17 protein-coding genes are annotated in these 18,327 nt (G+C 59.8%); 13 read left to right on the top strand and 4 right to left on the bottom strand.

The features are described 5' to 3' along the window. The 5 genes from repC to KBI52_RS06685 all read left to right on the top strand — a co-directional run. Positions 1–248, top strand: a 248-nt coding sequence (repC, locus tag KBI52_RS06705; RefSeq protein ID WP_247654230.1) for a replication initiation protein RepC, incomplete at its 5' end; no start/stop codon positions are given. A gap of 312 nt (positions 249–560) precedes the next feature. Then, positions 561–821 (top strand): WGR domain-containing protein, encoded by a 261-nt coding sequence (locus KBI52_RS06700; protein ID WP_210806239.1) that lies wholly within the window; start codon positions 561–563, stop codon positions 819–821. Positions 822–1,123: 302 nt separating this feature from the next. Then, entirely contained in the window at positions 1,124–1,384 is a 261-nt protein-coding gene (locus KBI52_RS33980) for an MbcA/ParS/Xre antitoxin family protein (protein WP_210806237.1), read from the top strand. 161 nt (positions 1,385–1,545) lie between these two features. Further along, positions 1,546–2,730, top strand: a complete 1,185-nt coding sequence (locus KBI52_RS06690) for a type II toxin-antitoxin system HipA family toxin (protein WP_262266236.1) — start codon at positions 1,546–1,548, stop codon at positions 2,728–2,730. Then, entirely contained in the window at positions 2,727–3,818 is a 1,092-nt protein-coding gene (locus KBI52_RS06685) for an HAD family hydrolase (protein WP_210806233.1), read from the top strand. Before KBI52_RS06690 ends, KBI52_RS06685 begins: the two co-directional genes overlap by 4 nt. Positions 3,819–3,860: 42 nt before the next feature. Here KBI52_RS06685 and KBI52_RS06680 read toward each other — a convergent pair whose 3' ends face one another. Both KBI52_RS06680 and KBI52_RS06675 read right to left on the bottom strand, forming a co-directional pair. Continuing rightward, positions 3,861–4,376: a metallophosphoesterase gene (locus KBI52_RS06680; protein ID WP_210806231.1), complete on the bottom strand. Its 516-nt coding sequence runs from the start codon at positions 4,374–4,376 to the stop codon at positions 3,861–3,863. 3 nt (positions 4,377–4,379) lie between these two features. Further along, a complete protein-coding gene (locus KBI52_RS06675; protein WP_210806229.1) occupies positions 4,380–4,586 on the bottom strand; it encodes a hypothetical protein in 207 nt (68 codons plus the stop codon). An 837-nt stretch (positions 4,587–5,423) separates the two neighbouring features. On the opposite strand from KBI52_RS06675, the gene KBI52_RS06670 reads away from it, so the two are divergent. From KBI52_RS06670 to KBI52_RS06650, 5 genes are all read left to right on the top strand, one after another. Then, positions 5,424–6,407, top strand: a complete 984-nt coding sequence (locus KBI52_RS06670; protein ID WP_210806227.1) for a hypothetical protein — start codon at positions 5,424–5,426, stop codon at positions 6,405–6,407. Further along, positions 6,400–6,906 (top strand): hypothetical protein, encoded by a 507-nt coding sequence (locus KBI52_RS06665; protein WP_210806225.1) that lies wholly within the window; start codon positions 6,400–6,402, stop codon positions 6,904–6,906. Before KBI52_RS06670 ends, KBI52_RS06665 begins: the two co-directional genes overlap by 8 nt. A 192-nt stretch (positions 6,907–7,098) precedes the next feature. After that, positions 7,099–7,458 carry a hypothetical protein gene (locus KBI52_RS06660; protein WP_210806223.1) on the top strand — a complete coding sequence of 120 codons (360 nt, stop codon included), beginning with the start codon at positions 7,099–7,101 and terminating at the stop codon, positions 7,456–7,458. Between the two features lie 117 nt (positions 7,459–7,575). Then, the gene (locus KBI52_RS06655; protein WP_210806221.1) at positions 7,576–8,478 is read left to right on the top strand and encodes a hypothetical protein; all 903 of its coding nucleotides are present in this window, start codon (positions 7,576–7,578) and stop codon (positions 8,476–8,478) included. Between the two features lie 66 nt (positions 8,479–8,544). Continuing rightward, positions 8,545–8,715 carry a hypothetical protein gene (locus KBI52_RS06650; protein WP_210806219.1) on the top strand — a complete coding sequence of 57 codons (171 nt, stop codon included), beginning with the start codon at positions 8,545–8,547 and terminating at the stop codon, positions 8,713–8,715. 62 nt (positions 8,716–8,777) lie between these two features. Here KBI52_RS06650 and KBI52_RS06645 read toward each other — a convergent pair whose 3' ends face one another. Then, the gene (locus tag KBI52_RS06645) at positions 8,778–10,154 is read right to left on the bottom strand and encodes a hypothetical protein (RefSeq protein ID WP_210806217.1); all 1,377 of its coding nucleotides are present in this window, start codon (positions 10,152–10,154) and stop codon (positions 8,778–8,780) included. Positions 10,155–10,530: 376 nt separating this feature from the next. Here KBI52_RS06645 and KBI52_RS06640 point away from each other — a divergent pair, with 376 nt between their 5' ends. Both KBI52_RS06640 and KBI52_RS06635 read left to right on the top strand, forming a co-directional pair. After that, positions 10,531–10,902 (top strand): hypothetical protein, encoded by a 372-nt coding sequence (locus KBI52_RS06640; RefSeq protein WP_210806215.1) that lies wholly within the window; start codon positions 10,531–10,533, stop codon positions 10,900–10,902. 2,510 nt (positions 10,903–13,412) lie between these two features. Next, positions 13,413–16,811, top strand: coding sequence for a MobA/MobL family protein (locus KBI52_RS06635; protein WP_210806213.1), 3,399 nt, complete (start codon positions 13,413–13,415; stop codon positions 16,809–16,811). Positions 16,812–17,167: 356 nt separating this feature from the next. Here the strand turns inward: KBI52_RS06635 and KBI52_RS06630 are convergent, their stop codons facing one another. Beyond that, positions 17,168–17,875 carry a hypothetical protein gene (locus KBI52_RS06630; RefSeq protein ID WP_210806211.1) on the bottom strand — a complete coding sequence of 236 codons (708 nt, stop codon included), beginning with the start codon at positions 17,873–17,875 and terminating at the stop codon, positions 17,168–17,170. A gap of 234 nt (positions 17,876–18,109) precedes the next feature. Here KBI52_RS06630 and KBI52_RS06625 point away from each other — a divergent pair. Continuing rightward, positions 18,110–18,327 (top strand): hypothetical protein (locus tag KBI52_RS06625; protein WP_210806209.1); only part of this gene is annotated, 218 nt, incomplete at its 3' end.

The raw sequence follows: 18,327 nt of genomic DNA, 5'->3' as shown, positions 1-18,327 counted from the left end.
TGCGGGCTTCCCTCGGGGCACATGAGAGCGCCTGGGCCGAGGCCGTGGAGGAGATCGGCACCGTCCGGGCGGCGATCGCCGTGATCTACACCCTGCAGCTCTACGAGGACGATGTAGCCAAGAACGGCGGCGAGAGCCGGATCAAGAACCCGGGCGGCTACTTCCGCGCGCTCGCCCGCATGGTCAAAACCGGCAAGATCGACCTCGCCGTCGAGCTTCTGGCCATGAGGAGGCGCAGAATGGCCTAGGATCGTGAGCAATCCTCGAGGCCCCATGATCATCGTGTGGGCTCTCCACCTGTCAGCGAAACTGTCTCCCGGTTTCGACTGCAGATCGGCTGGACAAGTCGAGTTGAGCCCGTGATGACGGCAGCCGTCAGCAAGGTTCGTCATGCAGGAGAAAGCGATGGGGGAGGGTAGGGTCTCTGTGAGGTAAGACGAACTTTCGTATGCCGCGAAGAGGGGGACCCAGCAAGGTACATCACTGTTGTGAATCGTTGCAGCGCAATGGATTCATAGCTTTGATTAGACCTCGCCTCAGGTCTTTCGCAACATGGAGGCATGTCCGACGACACAATCCAGTACCTGGTGCTCGACAGGTGTGATCCCACCTGCAACATGGCCCGTTACTATGTGCTGTCTATCGAGACCAGCCTGTTTGGTGATGCTTCCTTGATTCGCGAATGGGGCCGCATCGGCCGGCCTGGTCAGAGGCGGATTGAGCTTTACGAAACCCAATCAATGGCCGTGGAAGCTCTTGAGACTTGGCTCCAGCGAAAGCGCCGACGTGGCTACGAACTTAGGGATAGGTACGAGGGTTGACATGAGTGACGCGGGGAGTTTGCGACGATCTCGTCGGCCAAAGTCGAAGGCGCGGAGGCTGACTGGTTATGCCATGGCGGGCAACTCGAACTCCTGAGATTCCTTCGCACTGCAGCGCAGGGAGTCTATATACCGCCCAACAAGTTTGATCGGGATTCTAAGCCTTATAGATGCCGACGTCCGGTTTATTAATGAATACGATGGTCGTATCGAGGATACTTCCCTTCGCAGAGGGGATGATTGCGCAGAGTCAGTGCAAGCGACCAAACGAAACCAACCGTGCCCACAAGGATTAAACCACAATGAATATTGATCCCTTGCTGGACAAAGCCATTGCTCGTCTCGAAGGGCAAATCGAGCAGCTCAAGTCTCTCAAAGGATCTCGGCCGGAGATCGCCCCTGTCATAGAGAGGGTGCAAGAGGTCTTCGGTGAGCGGTGTGTGACCTGGTTGATCCGGCCCAATCAGGTTCTGCAGACCACACCTCTGGATCTGATAACTCAGGGTGAGACGGATCAGATTCTCCGGCTTCTCGGCCAGATCGAACATGGAATCCACCCGTGAGCGCAGCGAAGGCAACTTTGGTCGACAGCCCTGGTTGGATTGCAGCGTCCATGACCTCCACCAAAGCGCTCACGGTCGCAGATGCCATAGAGCGGTCGACCAACTAATCGGAACTCTCGATGTGGCGTGTCTCCCCCTCCGGTCGTTTGGATAGCCTCACCGTGTTCAAGCATCTGCACGGCCGCTATGTGCCAGCCGGGGAACTGACGTTCCAAGGGCAGGAGTTCCTCCGCCCGGGCACCTTCACCTATGCCCAAAGCTATCTTGCGTCTGCTGGTGCCATGCCGATCGATCCCATTCGTCTGCCCTTGGCGCAGTGTGGCTTCTCCGGCTTTCCAGAGGTGCCGCTCGCCTGCCTTGATGCCGGACCGGAAGGCTGGGGCCGGACCGTACTGTCCGCGGCCTTTGAGGCGTCCACCTTTGGTGCGGCGGAACTGCTGGCAGCCGGCACAACGGCTCGAACCGGAGACCTTGCCTTTGGACCATCGGCGCAAGCCGGCCCCAGGACCTATCATCCGGAACACGTAGATCGCCCCATGAGCTCCGCGGCGGCCTCTGATCTCGAAGCTCTGATGAATGCCGCGATCGCCGCGGACGAGGGCAGTGCGACGCAGGAGCAGCTTACTCTGCTGGTGCATGTCAGTGCTGATGTGGGAGGAGCCCGGCCAAAGGTCCGATGGCGCGATAGGGAAGGGGAGTGGATCGCGAAGTTCTCAACCTGGGGCGACAAGTTCGACGATCCTCGTATCGAGGCCGTCTGTTTGGATGTCGCAGAGGCCGCCGGCCTTCCGGTCCCCGAGCGCCGGCTCCTGAGCTTCTCAGGCAAAACCGTCCTGCTCGTGCGGCGCTTCGACCGATCGGAGAATGGTAGGCCCTACTCGTACCTGAGCATGGGCACGCTCCTGCAGCAGCCGCCCGGCAGCTACGGCACCTCGAAAACCTACACGGACATGGCAGCGGTGGCCCGCTCGATTGGGGGCATGACTCCAGAGGAGCAGATGTTTCGCCGGCTGCTCGTCAATGCCTTTCTGCACAACACCGATGATCACCTGCGCAACCATGCCGTGATCAACCAGGGCGAAGGATGGGCGCTCTCCCCGGTGTACGATGTGGTGCCTTATCTCGGGCGCAAGCGGCATGCCTGTGCGCCGGCGCCCGGGTTCAGCGCCGAGTGTGATCCACAGGCGGCATTTCCATCCTATGTGGCGTTTGGGCTGACACGTGAGCAGGCCGAGGGCATCCTGGATGATGTCAGAGCGGCCATAAGGCGCCTCCCCGTGCTTTTCGAGCAGCGCGAGGTGTGCCGCGCCGACCGAGAGTTCCTGAGGACGCTGGAGACACGATGACCAAGATCCGTGCTGTGTGCTTCGATGCCTTTGGAACCCTGGTCGAGATCATCGACAGGCGACGGCCGTTCCAAGCGGTGCTTCAGGGAGGGGTGCAGACGATTACGGCCGAGGAGGTCCTGACGCGGCCGCTCAGTCTGCGGGAGGTTGCCGCGAGGGTCAGCCATGAACTCGGGGAGGGCGGCCTGGCTGCACTTGAAGCGGATCTGCAGGCTGAGTGTGCCTCTGTCCGGCTGCGGCCCGAGATCGCCGAAATCTGGCAAACTCTGCGGGAGCGAGGCCTGCGCGTCGGCATCTGCTCGAACCTGGCACTCCCCTATGGAGCACCGCTTCTCTCCGCCCTGCCGGATACGCCCGACGCCGTGATCCTCTCCTACGAGGTGGGGCTGGTGAAGCCGGATCCAGCCATCTTCCGTCTGGTTTGTGACCGACTGGGGCTTCAGCCAGCGGAGATCCTGTTCGTCGGCGATACCCCCTCGGCGGATATCGACGGGCCACGGGCGATCGGCATGCCGGCGATGCTCATCTCAGGGTTCGAAACATCCATCAGGCGTGACGTCTATAAGATTGGAGAACAGTCCGGGGACATGACTGCTTCAATCGAAACAAAGGAATATGGCGTCAGTTCTCGGGATACGCCGCGCAATGCCGGAGATGTCCACGTGATCCGAGGTTCTGGCCTCGGGCGGTTGATCAGTGTTGAGGAGAGCAAGGCGCGCCTGGCGGAGATCACTGTCGATGATGACTCGACAGACTGGGCGGCATCAGAACTCTTAGGAGCGGCCGCAATGGCAGAGAGGCTTGGCGTCTCGGTCGCAACACTCGACGACTGGAGGGCTGAAGCCACAGTCATCGCCTTCCGGAACGAAGCCAATGAGTTCGTCTACCCGGCGCGCCAGTTTGATCAGTCTCAGCTAATCGAAGGGCTGGACCGGGTCGTCGGGTATTTTTCCTCCCCAGAGGAGGCGTGGGAGTGGCTGGTCACGCCCAATCTGTACACCGGGAGCACCGCACCGATCGACCGCCTGCGGTCAGAACACATCGAAGAGGTCATCCGCGCGGCCGAAGGCGCCCTCGACTTCCAATAGGGAGTTCTCAAGCGCCTCCTCGTGCAGCGTGGGAACAGCCACCTACACGCCAATCTCGACAACCTTGATCCCGACCTGCCGTCGGACCCGGGACATCGGGTAGCCCAAGGGATTGCAGACGACGGGCATCTCATGATCCCCAGCCGGCACCAGGTAGTCGAACGGGGTGTGCACATGCCCATGAATCCAAAGTCGGGTCCTGGGAAAGCGTTGCGGGTCGAGGTTGTTCACGAAGAAGGCGTTGAGAGCATCGCCTCGGAAGTCAGGATGGACCGACCCAGGAAATGGGGCGTGATGGGTGACGATGACGTCAGCCTTAGCCTGCTCCAGGAACGTGAGCTGGGCCAGATGCAGGTCGTTCCACTTGTCGACGGTCGCTTCCCGGATCTTCACAAAATCCGGGAAGCGAGCGGCCTCATGTCGGCCCATGTCATCGAGATAGGTCCAGAGCGTCGCCACCGCGAACCGGATCCCACCAATCGCGATCAGGTCGCCTCCGTCATTCGGGAAGGAGCAGCCATAGTAGTCGTGGTTGCCATTCACATGGATGACAGGCAAACCCTATTGACCCTCGATCTTTGTGAGCACTTGGTGCCGGATCTCAGGATCGGGATGCGTGTCGCCGGCGATCACCAGGACATTGGCATCGACCTCACGGGGAAGCGAGAGGCTGCCATAGACCTGGAACATCCCGTCTGGCGTCCCCAGAGGGGATGGATCCTCGCGCTCCTCAAGATGAAGATCGGAGATCAACGCAATCTTGGTCAAAGGTATATCCTGGACTGAGGCCGTACACCCATATCACGAGAGATCGTTCGGCGCCGCTATCCTCCAGGTCGACGGACTTCTTGTCAAAAGGTTAGTTATCAAAAATTTCTTGCCTGGCGGCGCCAGATTATTCTTTGAAGTTCAACTTCTATCAATGCACCGGTTAGCCTGAAAATTTCACGGCTTTTCCATAGACGTGGTGATGTGCTGCCAGCATGGGACGGCAGGCCGTTGAGACTCAAGCCCAGCAAGCACGGCAATTGAGGCCCTGGATAGCCTGCTTCCCCGCCAACAGCGTTGTGGTTGCCGAGTGCAGGGCACCAATTGCGGGCCATTTACCAGCTTATGTTTGGTGATCGTATCGGGCAGGCGAGGGCGAGCGTCCTATCACCGATTGATTGGCGTGCCCCGGCCAAGAAATGTCTCAGCCGCGGCACCCGCGATGCCAGTTGCAACATCGCATTGGCACGGGCTGATACGCCACGCGCCCGATGAATCACATCATGCCCGGTCAAGGTAAAAAATCAGTATTTGTCCAATGCCTTCATTGAGGATCGCAACGCGCCATCATCAATCCTGGCACTGATGTCTTCCGTGGAGAGTGGGAGAAGATCCCAGAAGTTACAATCCTAAGGAAGAAGGATGGGAAGAGGATCCGACGGCTGAAGGACAAGACGAGACAAATCCCAACAAGGACAACCTACGCTTCGCTCAAAGCCGAACCAGACCGTTTCGGCCCCGGGCAAGCCTGACATCGTCGCCTTCTACGAAGGGCTGGCGTTCAAGACAGGAGCGCCAGCTGCACTCCCATCACTCCTTCCCCGAAAGACACACTTCATGTCGACACGCTCCTTTACGCAGGACGAGGCTATGCGCGCACTCGTCACCCAGACCCGTAAGCGTCTCATCGGCCAAGAGGCCGCAGTCACGGCATTTGCGGCAGAGATCTGCCGGCACATCGCCCTCAGCCCGCTGCAGCGCAAGCCCGGTATTTTCCTCATTACCGGCCCGAATAGAGACGGCAACCATCTCGGGCTGCCTTCGGGCCTTGCCGCCTGCTTTAAGAGTGGCGGCGGAGTGTATGAACTTGCTGCCACCCAGAGAGACGATCTGGCCCATATTTTTGCTCCCCTCGTCGGCGGAACGCAGGTCCGCTCTCTGCTGCAGTCGGCGAGGGACAATCCTAACGCCGTGTTCGTATTGCGGGACATTGACAAAGCCCATCCTAAGCTTCTGAGGAACCTGATGTCCGCCTGGAGCCAGGGCTTCATTGAGAATGAGGGTGGCGAGAAGATCCCCCTGGCCGAGGCGATTTTCGTCCTGACCACCGAGGTGGCGCAGGAGCAGATCGGGCAGATTGCTCGCGATGAGGTGTATCCGGATCGGGTGCATGTGCAGTGCCTCAAGGCACTCCTTGATACCGGGCTCCCCGCCGCGCTCCTCAAAAGCATCGATACCGTGGTTGCCCTGAAGGCCCTGACGCCGGGAGAGGCGGTGCTGGAACACTATCGTAGCTTTGCCGAACAGGTTGCCTCCCATGGCCTTGTTCTGGAGGAGGGCGGAATCGATGGTCGGATCCTGGCTCATTCTATCGACTCATCGATCGAGCCCGATATCGAGGATGTGTGGTTGCCGCGCGATGAGCTCGATGCCCGGCTGGCACAGGCGAAGGCCGATGGCGTTCACACGGTACGGCTGGTGCTGGGCGGGGTGATCGTCACCGTCGTCCCGGTTGACAAGCCATCGGGGCAGGGGACAACCGACATCCCCACGGAAGCGCCGTTAGCGGGCTCTTCTGATGCGGAGGCGACAGGTGAGTAAGGACGTGAGCGTTCAGGACCTTCCGCTGGAGGCGCGGCTCGAGGCGCATGCGCTGCTCGATCGCCTGACGATGGATGGGCAGACCTTTTCCCCTGAGGATGCAAGACGCTTGATCGCGGTGATACCTGTCACGCCGCGGCGGCGGTTCTCGTTCACCGGCCTGTTCCAGAGCCGCGGGCCGGGCTTTCGCGGGCGGGCCCCCGGTGTCGGCGACGTGCAGTTGGACGGGGAGGGCAGGGAAAAGCGGGTGTCGTGGAACGCTGCCCCGGTTCACCGGATCGGCGGCTACCTGGTTACTCATACGCCAGGCCAGATAGAGATAGAGCTCCTGTGGATCGCAACGCGCGAGGACTTATCCGGGCAATCCTGCCAAATGCTCTATGACACTGAGACCGGAGAGCCGCGAGCCATGGAGATCTCGGTCCAGCGAACACTTACTCTATTGTTCGTCCGTCTAGCCTATGTCACCTATGTGCTCTGGAAAATGCCTGAGGAGTGACAAGCAGGGGAGGGCTTATCTGTGATTGGTTGTAGATTCGCGGATGGTTCAAGTGCTGCGGCATCTGGCGTTCGACGGAATGACGATTGGTATTCCTCGTACACCACCCGGGACGCGGGCCACACCGGTCTCGTCTTCGCCTCTTCCTATCGAGGCGAGAGCTTCCGTCGTTACAAGTGAGCCCTCCCTCTGATGAGTCCCGCTTTCCGGCAAGCCGCCTTCCAGCGGATGGCCAACTTGGCGCATGCCATCCTGCGCAGCGATATCTCGGAGATCAAAAAGCTCTGGTTCGTCGATGACGCCGTCTCCCAGATTCAGCCCCGCGAGTGGGACGCGGAGCTGGTCCGTCTCATGGAGACCATGGACTGGACCTACGCCTATGCCGATCGGCCCAGCAGCGAATCGAGCCGCAAAGAGGACCTGATCCGCAAGAGGCTCCATGCTCTGCCGCTCGAAGTGGCGATCGCGTTCCTTCATGTGGCCGGCCGCAGTTGGAGCTTCGCCTACCACCTGCTCCGGAACCACCCGGATTCCAGGAAGGCCGCAGCCTAGCCCCAAACCCGCCCTCCGGCGGGTTTTTCCATGCGCGCTCGCCTAAACCCGAAAAGAGATCTCATCAAAAATTAGGATTGCCCCCTGGCGGGTTCAAAATCCCAAGGAGAAGACGAAATGATCGACGCTCGCATCGACACCGCTATCGCGATCCTCCGCTCTCTCGAGTCCCGCCAGTACACGATCGGCCAAGCCCGCTGGCAGGCCGTCCGCGATGCCAACGAGCTGCTGGCCGCCCAGTACAAGAACACCCCCTGGGGCGTCATGGGCCTGACCACGAAATTCCTGATGCACCCCGAGGCCACCTACCTCGTGATCAACCTCTGCGAGGGCCATTATGGCTCCTCCCAGCGTGGCCGGGTTTCCCTCACCCGCGTCGGCTTCACCTACATCGACGATGAGCCCTACGCCATCGACCTCGATACGGCCGAAGTCCTGGGCGAGATGAACGAGATCGCCACCACGGCCTACGACCGCTGGAAGCCGGAGTACTCGTATACCTCGCCCATGAAGGACGCGGCCTACCACGGCTTCGTGTTCGGCTCGCCGTCCCCGCGCAGCAGCCGGACCTTCGACAAGTGGGTTCTCCCCCTGACCGGCCCGGCCCTGCAGCACGCCGCCTTCCGGCGCCAGGCCGAGTTTGCCACCGACATCCTGCTCGGCAAGGTGCCGGCGATCGAGACCCTGCTGGCCCTCGACACCGTCAATGCCGAGATCGACCAGGAGGACGACCGCCAGCAGGCCATCGTCCGTTCGGTCATCGACGAGGCGGTCGCCCAGTACGTCCCGGCTGAATGGGACGCCGAGCTCGTCCGCCTCATGGAGAGCATGGACTGGACCTTCGATTACGCCGATCGGCCCAACAGCGCCTTCTACGCGCACCGGGACCAAATCGAGCGTCGCCTCAAGGCTCTGCCGCTCGAGGTCGCCATCGCGTTCCTCCACATCCCGGCGCACATGTGGCAGTACGCCTACCGCCTCCTCCGGAACCACCCGGAGGCGCTGAAGGCTGCGGCGTAAGATTCCCGCCACGCGGAGGATTGAGCCCGAGAGGCTTCGAAATCCCCAAAGGAGCGGAGATCCCCGATGCAGTATCAGTTCTACTGGTCCCGATGGCACCTGTCCTGGGACCGGGATCCGGACGACCACTTTGGGATCGTCCATAACACGCTGGTGATCGGCCCGCTGCAGATGCGGTTCTATTCCCAGCCCAAGAAGGGGAAAGCCCCAAAGCCCTCGGCTTCCCCTCAGGCCTGACAAAAGGAAAAGGCGGCATGTCTCGCGACAGCCGCCTTTCTTTATGAGTGTCCCTCCAAATCCTACGGAGGAAAGGGGGAATTCCTCAGCCGCTCGGGGAAGTGCTTCGGCTGTCCGGCCCAAGACCGGACATTTGGAACCGCATTAGGATCCTGCTCTGCCCAAAGAGCCAGATCAATCCGCGAGAAGCCCTTCGGCCATTCCATCGCGTCCACGATCTCACGCCAGACGAGATGCTCGCTGTCTTCCAGGTTGCCCAAGGCAAGATAGTCGAGGTGGGCCACCCACATCCGAGCCAGATCATCGCTGATCTCACCCTTCCCGGCACGCTCACTAAATTGCTCGGCGTCGGTGACACGAGTATCGATAAGATCCCAGATCGCAACACGATCGCGCTCGCGCTGAATTACATCCTCAAGGCTATGCTTCCAGACATTATAGATGCCTTGAATAGATCCATAAATTCGCAAGCCCGACTTGAACTCACGTTCCTTAAACTGATCGCTCGGGATATGGTCATAGACCGAGGCAAAGAACCATTTCTTCATATCCTCATCGGCCATATCCTCACTCGGGCTTGTCGTTGGCATTCCGAAATGCGGAAACAGAGCAAGAATGGCAGGATCAACCTTCGACGCGTCCTGGGCATCGGAGAAGTCATAGCGGCGAGTAAACTTCGTCCGACGGACCCTCGGATCCGGCACTTCCTCGCCCGGCTCGTTCTCGGCGTCCAAAAGCGCCTTCGCAAGAGCGGCCTGTTCGGCCAGCTCAGCCTCATACTCAGGATCGTTCTCGACCACGGTGATCTGCACCGTCCGGGTCTCGACCGGCTTGATCTCGAACGCCGTCTCCGGCGCATCGATCTGAATGGCGTCCACGCCAAGACCACCGGCCAGGGTCGACTCCAACAGAGCGGCCGCAACCTTTGGCGCGGCCTTAGGAGGCGGAGTCGGAATACGCGCCGGCGCCGCCGTCACGGGAGAAACCGTGCCGGACGTCGTACGCGAAGAGGCGCGACGGGACTTGCGCTCTGCCGTGGACCGCAAAGACGGGCTCACGCCGCGGACAACGTCGCTCACCAGAGACGCCGTCACCCGCACCTTTGCGCGGGACTTCCTCGGCGGACGTGGATCGTTGGGGCCGTACTTACGCGGACGGCCCCGACCCCGCTTCACAGGCTCGGAGACGCTAATTCCCATCTGCGAGGCGAGTGAATTTGCAATCTCGCTGTTGTAGCGGCCACCAGGGGTGACCTGCTCGAGATAATTCTCTTGCTTCTCGTACTCGGCAATCTCACGGCGCACGATCTCGCGCGCCTCCTCAGCCACTCGGTCGATATCCGACAACCTTTCATAAAGCGATTTCTTACCGCGCTGAAGCTGGGACCGACGAGTGGTCGGACGCATGGTGCCCCAGCCAACATAATGAAAGACGGCCATAGACGGACTTCCCTGAACGGACGGGGCAGCAAAAGCTGAAAATCGATCTTTCGCTGCCAAGAAACTTGCAAAACGAATTGTACCGGATGCCCTAGGAGCTCGACAATATGAATCGCGCTCATTGGGGCAGAGAAAATTACAATTTTTTGGCCCGGCTGGGCCTAACGCGCTTTCGCGCCGACGATTTCGCTGGACGCCCGCGCTTGCGGAGATCCGGCACAGGTAAGTCCCCGTCCGGTCGTAGGTGCCTGACCAAGGCCCGCAATTTCAATTCTTGGTCACGGTCATACCGGCCGCCAGGCGCCAAAATCTCCACCTCCATCAACTGGGCGTCGATAAGCTCGATCTCCCGATCAATCTGCTCGAGATCCCTCAGATGATCGGCAACCCGCCGCCGCCGGTCAGCCACAGCGGCTATCCGAGCCTTATGGAGGCGTCGGCCGCGATCGAGAGGCCGTTCCGTGCCCTAGCGGTACTTAAAGGTCAGATCGCTCGGAGCCTTGCTCTCATTCCCGTCTGTCATTTCGAGCCTCAAATTCCATTCCGCCCAAGGGAACGCCTTTCAGCTTATCCCGGCGGAATGTCCAAAAAGATGAATCGGGCCGTCCCTAAAAAGGGCATCCCCAGGCCAAGGTACAATAATTCGCCGCGTTGGGGCAGCAAAAATAACACTCGGTTTTTGGCCGCCCAACCGCACGGCAGCGTTACAGCGTGGATCAACCGGCTTTTCCCGAAAAACGGATTTTGAAATTCCTGTGCCAAAAGTGTTGCACAGGCTTTTTAGGCCTGAGGGCTGTGCGCAACCCACCCAAGCTGGGCAGCCCCAGAATCGAGATTGGAATTACCCCTGACAAAGATGTTGCAATTCCGATCCTTCGGTCGGCGGTCAATCCGTCCGCCACTCCAGGACGACCCAGGAGGCCGCGGCCGACCTAACGAAATTTGGTCAGCCAAGGCTGTTGCACGAATTTTTCTGCCCCGCAGGGCCGAGGCGGAGCGGGTAGGGGAGGGATCCCCAGAAACCCGCTCGAAATTCCTCTGACACATATGTTGCAATCGTTCATGGTCGACGGACCCCGGCCGTCCGCCCTGCCCGATCCATGATCGCAATTTCGTCTGACCGCGTTGTTGCAATTCAATTTCAGACCGGACCGTCAGGTCCGGAAGGGTAATGGTATTAAGTCTGCCCACGATGTTGCGAAATTTTCCAGCCGGCCAGATGCGGCCTCTGGTGCCACCCACAAGGAAGTCGAAATTGCTTTGACAGGAATCTTGCAATCGCTTTCGGCCTGGTCTCCACCGGGCTCACAGCCCATGTCCGGCATTTTGAAATCTGTCCTGCCACGGATCTTGCAATTCAATCTCGCGGCCGGTGCCTAGCCGAAATCGTTGCTGTTCAACGGTTTAGAGCACGAAGCCTTTCTTATATGCGGCAGAGAAAATCCGGCTAACTAAGGCCGGATAAATACACGGAGCCTCTGGCGGCGGCCAGGACAGCCTTTGCCATGGGGATCGAATATTCATGCCCCAAGGGCGAGATAGTTGCAGACTTGGCCGAGCCTCTGCCGCCAGATCTCAAGGCAGAGAAATTCTGCAAGAGCCCGCCATACCGATCCCAGAAGGATCCTGCGGCGAGGCCACGAAATTCAGCGCAGTTGGGGCAGGATAATTCAGGTCGGGGTCTGGAATCCCGGCCGGATTGGATCCGCGGCCAGGCACAATAAATGCCAGACGCAGCAGCTCGATACCGGCCAGGACGCGGATCGAGCCAGATCGGATAACCGCGCATTTGTGCTAACACGCGCAACCCGGTAGAATGGAAAAACGTTGATTTCCCAATGATTTCAAGTACTTAGGTTCCATAACGTATCTTATGCGAATCCGCGGTGTCCGGGCCTACCCCGCTGAACCCGTTCCCTCTTGAGCCAAGCCAGATCCCACCAGCTGCGCCCCATTGCGATCGACCTGCGCCTGTCAGACCTGCCAGAGTCCATAGGAAGCCCCAGGAGCGCCTCAGACGCCGGCGAGGCTCCATCGGGCCATGACGGCACCAGACGGCCGCCAGAGGCCCGGAAATCGAGGTTTTCCCAAGAGGATGACGTCAGGTCAGCCCGATCGTACAGACGCGATCGGCCGGAGATCCCAAGGGCAGAGCCTCTAGGACGGCCCAGGAGGCCTAAAGACGGTGTTCCAGGCCCCGATCTAGCCGGACAGCCACGAAGCCCGTCAGAGGCCCGAAAATCCAAGCTCCGTAAGGGATTGAGCGGCAGCGCTTATTTTGGTCGGCGGCCTAAATCCCATAGCGGACGGAGTAGGGGTCCCCTCCCCTCGAGGACGGCTTCCCCTGGAGGCCTGCAGCGGCCCAGGACAGTCCCAAGGAGCTGACCAAGAGCCTTCCCGGAAGGACGAAGAAGCGGATCCCAGAGAGGACGGAGCTCCATGACCCGGCGCCTGGTGCTCAGGACGCCTCACGGAGCCAGAAAGAAGGCCCAGGAGGACGGTCCGATTGGATGGACGGTCGATGCCCCATCCAGGACCCGAAGAACTGCCCAGAAGCGACGGAAGATGGTCCCCGAAGTTGGACGGAGAGTCCCAGGAAGATCCAGACGGATCCCCCAGTGAGGAGCCCTCGGACAGGGCTCAAGGGTCCCAAAAAGTTGAGGGCTCAATACCGCAAACTTTATGCAGCCTCCGCTGCAGTAAATTTTGCTCGGATCCAAGATCCGTATTTCGGTCCCTGCCACACCCCCCGTTGCATCCATTCCAGACCCCAATCCGCCTGCCTTCGCAGCTTCATGAGGACGCCCACTTTCGTGACGTCTCCACCTTCGTGTCGACTGGCTTCTGAAACAGTCATGGGTGCCCTTCGGCATCCTGACTTGATGCTTCATCCCTTTCGGGCTTCGGTTGTGTGCCAGGGACAAGCTGACCAGATAATCGGGGCACAAAAAATACCCGCGAGCCGGCACCCTTCGGCACCTCTATCAGACTTCGGTCGGCCTGCGCCTTACCCCTCGTCTTTCGCTCTTCCCGACCCTTCGGTCTCGTATTTTCTCTGCCTCAACGGACCTACGGTTAGGTCTTCCACTGGTCAGAACGACCGCACCGCGGTCGCCATAGAGCGGCGTCCGGAGCTACGCCGTTACCCAATGATTTTCGGAAATCTGGCGAATTTCTTGCACTTCATTTTTGGCCATGGCTGGCCTGAGGAGATCAGAGCCTGATAGGATAGGCATCCAATCACCAAGACCCCTCATTATGTCGATCACGCCCGGCCATCTCGTCCTTAACACGCTTCAAGACCTGTCTCGTGCTGTCAGCCGGGCCGGCGCCCGTGATCCGTCGAAGGATTTTACGCGGATCATCCCGAATCCCTCGAAGGCCTACGCCCTCGGCGGCCTCGGCGTTGCAGTCGCCGGAAAAGACGCACCGGCGCCCGTTCGCTTCGGCGCAATTACAATCAACCCACGTCCCGTGGGGCCAATGATCGGGATGTCTACGGGCGTGCATCAAGCTGTCGGGCGCGCCTATGATCACCCAGGCGTACGGTTTGGTGACCGCAGTAGGGGAAGTGCTCGGCCACTATCGGCCGACGGGGCCCAGACATTTCATTTCTCCCATAGCTACCATTCGAAAACATCTCCGATCCTCGACATGATCAAAGCGGCCCGTGGCGGCCGACGATATCTCGACTCAACGGCAACCGCTCACCTCCTTTACATCGAGAGAGATGGAGCAGCCGAGAAAGTCGCGAGGGAAAAGGAATATCCAGGCTACGACCCAGACGTAGCTGAAGACCGCTTTGCGATGCTCGAGCGCGAGGCTGAAGGGCGGAGCGCCGAGGCGCAACAGGACTATCTTGAACGACCCGGCGCCGTAGAGCGCACGCCGATCAAAAACCTCTCTGATGACGAACTTGACGCCCTTGAGTTCGCGTCATTCGGCACCATCGGGGCAACTATCGACGAGCGTCGTCATTTCTGGAATGCCGTTAACGCTATCGAAAAGAGTCCTCAAGGTGACACCGTCACCATCCGATTTGCTGACCATCCGGAATGGTGGGATCTTGCGATCCAGAATCTCGATACTGCCCCAGGCGATGTCCGCTTGGCCCTTAAGGACCAGCAGCTGAACGGCGAGCCCAAGGATGTCTCAGGGAAGTACCCTACCCCGACGGCGTTCGCGATCCACCAATGGGCCGTCAATCTCCTTCCCGAAGCTCCTATAGAAATCGAACCGGGTCGGGGTGGCCGGATTCAGAATCGTATCATCGCGGAGTTGCCCTTCGAACTTGAAGGGCGTGAGCGGGTCGAAATCGTTCGTAACTTCACTGACAAGCTTGCCGAAAAAGGCCTGCCTTACTGGGCAGTCATTCATGCCCCTGATCACAATAACGATCTGCGCAATTACCACGTCCATATCATCTATTATGACCGCCCTGCTGGGCGAATGAAGGATCCGAAAAACCCTGCCGGCGGCGAATTGTGGGATTTCGAGATCGAAGATGAAAAAATTTACAAAAGCCGAAACCGGAAGAAATTTCGGCCCTTTATGCAGCCGAAGCTCCGCGAAGCAAGCGAGCAGCCATGGATACCCCAACTTCGTGAACACTGGAAAGACGTCTCCAACGACGTCATGGAGAAAGCCGGCGTCATCAAACGCTATGATGCCCGCTCCTATGAGGCCATGGGCATTGACCTCGATCCTCTGAAGCACATTCCCTCGAAAACCTTCAATAAGGAAAGAAAGGGAGAACTAACCGAGGATGGCGTCGTCCTGGCACGCCGCCAATGGCAAGTCATGCAGGACCGCTTGGTCAACGACCATGAGAAGCGAGCCCGCCATCGCCAGCGCATCCTCAAGGAAAAGACTGATAAGGCAAGACAGGTATTGGGCTCAAAAAGCCCATATAAGGACATAGCCCTCAAGGAGGTCGACCGCCTGACCAAGCTGGTCGAGCAGGCTGGATCGTTGGTGTCCACGAACGAATTGTTCCAGGACCTCGGGCGGATTGTCATTAATAGGGTTGCATCTCGTCCCAAGCTGATCATCGCGGCTGACGAAAAGAAGAATGAAAAAAGCCCGGGCCGGACCAAATCGAAACGTGGCCAAGGCCACGGTCAAACCACCCAGGCCCCTGAGGACAAGAATGGTGCGACACAGCCTGTCGGGCGGGCCGCAAAGGAGGCCATGGCATTCCTGCTGGAGGTTTACGGCCGAGGGATGCAGATCGACAAGCGTAATCAGATCGAGTTGGACGTCTCTCGCGGCCACCTGAACTCGCTCCTCAAGCGGCTCGATAACATGATCGCCGATCCGAAGCGTCATCCCCTGGATCGTCGAGCTCCCGGATTTATCGATCTGACGATTGCTGACCCGAGCGCGGATGTGGTTTCAGCCCAGAAAAAAGAAAGAGCGGAGAGGATCACTGACAGGTTGAATGCCTATGTTGAGGCTACTGTGCCAAAGATCCTCGCCGAGGTAGCTGGTACGTCCACGTCCCGGCCCGAGCCTAAACAAGAAAATATTCCACAAGGATCCACTCCCACTCGGCCAACCGTCACTCCTGCCGAGCCTGTAATGCGCAGCCCGACCTCTCCAGCTCGCGCTTCGTCTGGGGATCCGATCCCTCGGACAACGACCGATCGTGTCTCATCTCCGAGGCCATCCGATTTAAACACGGCTTCGGCCCAACTAGCCAACACGACAGCGATGCAGGCGCCAAGTGCCGCACGTCCACAAGAGCCGATCGCTCGGCCGCAGAAAACACGATTCCGGCCGGAGCCATTTTATAAGCCAAAGGAAAATGCTGGAGCGCCGGCTGCTGCACAGGCGAAAAATACTGCTCCAAGCCCAGTTAAATCGCCCGCTCCAACTCCAGCTAATTCTGCCGCTAAGGCCCCTGCTCCGAATAATTCCAGGACCGAGGCAGGAAATAAGCCGGCTGTCGCAGAAAATACCCATCAGCCATCCAAGGCACCGGTAAATAATGTGGTGAAGCCGGAAAATGCCGCGCCTGGCACAAAGCCCGTCCGCGATAATTCAGGCTCGGGGGTCTCCAAGCCAGCAACAGCTGCCCAGCCCCCGTCGGCGCCGGCAGAAGCCCAGCGCGTGGCCGCTTCTCCCGCTGACACGAAACCTGCCCAGACACAGGTACCTTCTCGCCCAGTACAAGCTCCGGCAGTTCCGTCCGCCCGACCCACAGCTCCTCAGGCCGGATCTGCGAAAGAGCCAACTACGGCTAAGGTCACATCGGCTCCAGCCGCGGTTCCGGAAAAGGCACCAGCCCCCGCGCCTGTCCAAGCCCCGCGTCCCCGTCCTGAACCCGCTCGGCCCGCACCTCGCGCGGAAGCGAGCACCGGCAAACCTGACGCTACAAAGGCGGCATCCGAGGTCAAGGCTCCTGCTCGACCTGAGAGGACCCCTGTCGCACCCAAACCGGCTTCGGCTGAATCGAGTTCTGTCAGGACACCCGGGGAACGATTTGGCGAATACTCGGACGCAAAACCTGCAAAGGAAAAGGCAGAGATCCGGGTCGGCAATCCTCTGTCACCCGTCACTCCCAAGCAGATGGAGCCGATCCGGGTCGAAGGCATAAGGCCACCGAAGAAGCCAAAGCGTCGCGACAAGGGCAGGGACGAGGGTCCGAGCATGTAATCGAAACTGCACTGATCAGTTTTCGAAGGACGCACAGCCTCTCGCCCAAATCTCTCACGAGACGGCAGGCAGAGGGCTTTCTCTTTACCTGGCAGCAGATTGCGTGCTCGGCTAAACGGGCCGGCAACTCTTTTCGTGATAAGGGATAGTGTCGTACCCAGTACTGCACACGCCCTGTCTGAAGTTTGGAAGAGATTTCAGTCAGGGCGTTCGCGTTCCAATAGTGTGCAATTGAGCCTGGCTGGTCATGATTGCCAGATGGGGTGCGCTGCATTCCCACCCACCATGCAGCTGCGAATCCTGCTCCCCGTGTGCTTCCGGTGACAAGTTATAGATCACCTTTCATGGCAGGGGGATCATACGAGCGACGGCGTCACCGTCAGGCGCAGGGAAGTGTCTCCACGGCTCACCTTCGGATGATCGAAGTTCAGGTTTCCCAGTTTCCACGACTGCAGCACCACAGTGGCCTCACCAATCGTTTTCGGCTTCACACCTCCCTTGGCAGCACGTTCAATGGTCAAGGTCTTGCCGCTCCAGTCGAGCAGGAGACGATCTTCCGGACCAAAGCCAGCCTGGTCCCACAACTCCCGTGGCAGCCGGATGACGGTGTAGAATCGATCCGAACGCTTGGCATCGGGGATCGACTTGACCACGACAGGCGCAGAGCCCGCCTGAGGCGCTGGTGCCGCGTTCCTCTTGGAGTGTCGGCTCTGACCGGATGGCTTCTTCGTCTTTGCCGCTATCGGGGCAGGCTCTGCTTGCGGACCAACCGCCTGGTCAACATCTTGCAAAAGACTAAGCTGCAGGGCCGGCGGCTCCTCAACCTCCGTCGGTTTGGTGGACGGCTTCATGGCCTCCCCGGCCGGGGCGAAAACGCTCGGGATCAGTTGCACGGCATGTGCAACCTCCCGCAGGCTTCCGCAGATCCCCTCGGTCGACTGCACCACCAGAGGCGTCAGACCCGCCATGGCCTCGATCTGCTGAGTGCCCAGAGAGACCAGCCTGCCCATCTGCTCAGCCATCAGGTCCATCGTAGCACGAAGGCCTTTCAGTTCCTCGGCCATTCCCGTTAGGGCTCGTTCGATCTCGGGTGGCAGGGCAGGGGCTGGTGCGACCTGCTGGGGGGCGCCTGCAGCTGACGGGCGGGGGGCCAGCACCGGCTTGGGGCGAAAGACCTCCTCGACGAGCGCGTCGGGTTTGCCCAAGTGGCGCGCCAGAATATCAGCGGTGTCCCTGGACCGCTTGTCCGCAGGCGGTGTCGGGCGATCTGGATGGTTCGCGGCGTCTGGCGACCGGTGATGCCGAGCCTCGTCGCACTGGCGCGGCTGCGGGGCCGCGCGGGGTTTTGCCAGACAAGCCGAACACAGATCATGGGCGCGATCGCGGGCGAGAAGCCAGCCGCGGTCCTTGAAGTAGCCCTTGACGACATCGTCACCGACGGACCTGCTCGACTCGTAGGTGTCCGTCTTGTGGCATCCCGAGCAACGGGCGGTGAAGCGGTACTTGGAGGGAGCGC

The organism is Microvirga sp. HBU67558 (genome assembly GCF_018069605.1).
Classification (GTDB): domain Bacteria; phylum Pseudomonadota; class Alphaproteobacteria; order Rhizobiales; family Beijerinckiaceae; genus Microvirga; species Microvirga terrae.
This window is presented reverse-complemented; position numbering and strand designations above follow the sequence as displayed.

What these genes read in the sequence shown, in the direction of transcription:
- KBI52_RS06700 (WP_210806239.1), top strand. Translation starts at nt 561, where the DNA reads ATGTCCGACGACACAATCCAGTACCTGGTGCTCGACAGGTGTGATCCC.
- KBI52_RS33980 (WP_210806237.1), top strand. Translation starts at nt 1,124, where the DNA reads ATGAATATTGATCCCTTGCTGGACAAAGCCATTGCTCGTCTCGAAGGG.
- KBI52_RS06685 (WP_210806233.1), top strand. Translation starts at nt 2,727, where the DNA reads ATGACCAAGATCCGTGCTGTGTGCTTCGATGCCTTTGGAACCCTGGTC.
- KBI52_RS06670 (WP_210806227.1), top strand. Translation starts at nt 5,424, where the DNA reads ATGTCGACACGCTCCTTTACGCAGGACGAGGCTATGCGCGCACTCGTC.
- KBI52_RS06660 (WP_210806223.1), top strand. Translation starts at nt 7,099, where the DNA reads ATGAGTCCCGCTTTCCGGCAAGCCGCCTTCCAGCGGATGGCCAACTTG.
- KBI52_RS06655 (WP_210806221.1), top strand. Translation starts at nt 7,576, where the DNA reads ATGATCGACGCTCGCATCGACACCGCTATCGCGATCCTCCGCTCTCTC.
- KBI52_RS06650 (WP_210806219.1), top strand. Translation starts at nt 8,545, where the DNA reads ATGCAGTATCAGTTCTACTGGTCCCGATGGCACCTGTCCTGGGACCGG.
- KBI52_RS06645 (WP_210806217.1), bottom strand. Translation starts at nt 10,154, where the DNA reads ATGGCCGTCTTTCATTATGTTGGCTGGGGCACCATGCGTCCGACCACT.
- KBI52_RS06640 (WP_210806215.1), top strand. Translation starts at nt 10,531, where the DNA reads ATGATCGGCAACCCGCCGCCGCCGGTCAGCCACAGCGGCTATCCGAGC.
- KBI52_RS06635 (WP_210806213.1), top strand. Translation starts at nt 13,413, where the DNA reads ATGTCGATCACGCCCGGCCATCTCGTCCTTAACACGCTTCAAGACCTG.
- KBI52_RS06630 (WP_210806211.1), bottom strand. Translation starts at nt 17,875, where the DNA reads ATGGCCGAGGAACTGAAAGGCCTTCGTGCTACGATGGACCTGATGGCT.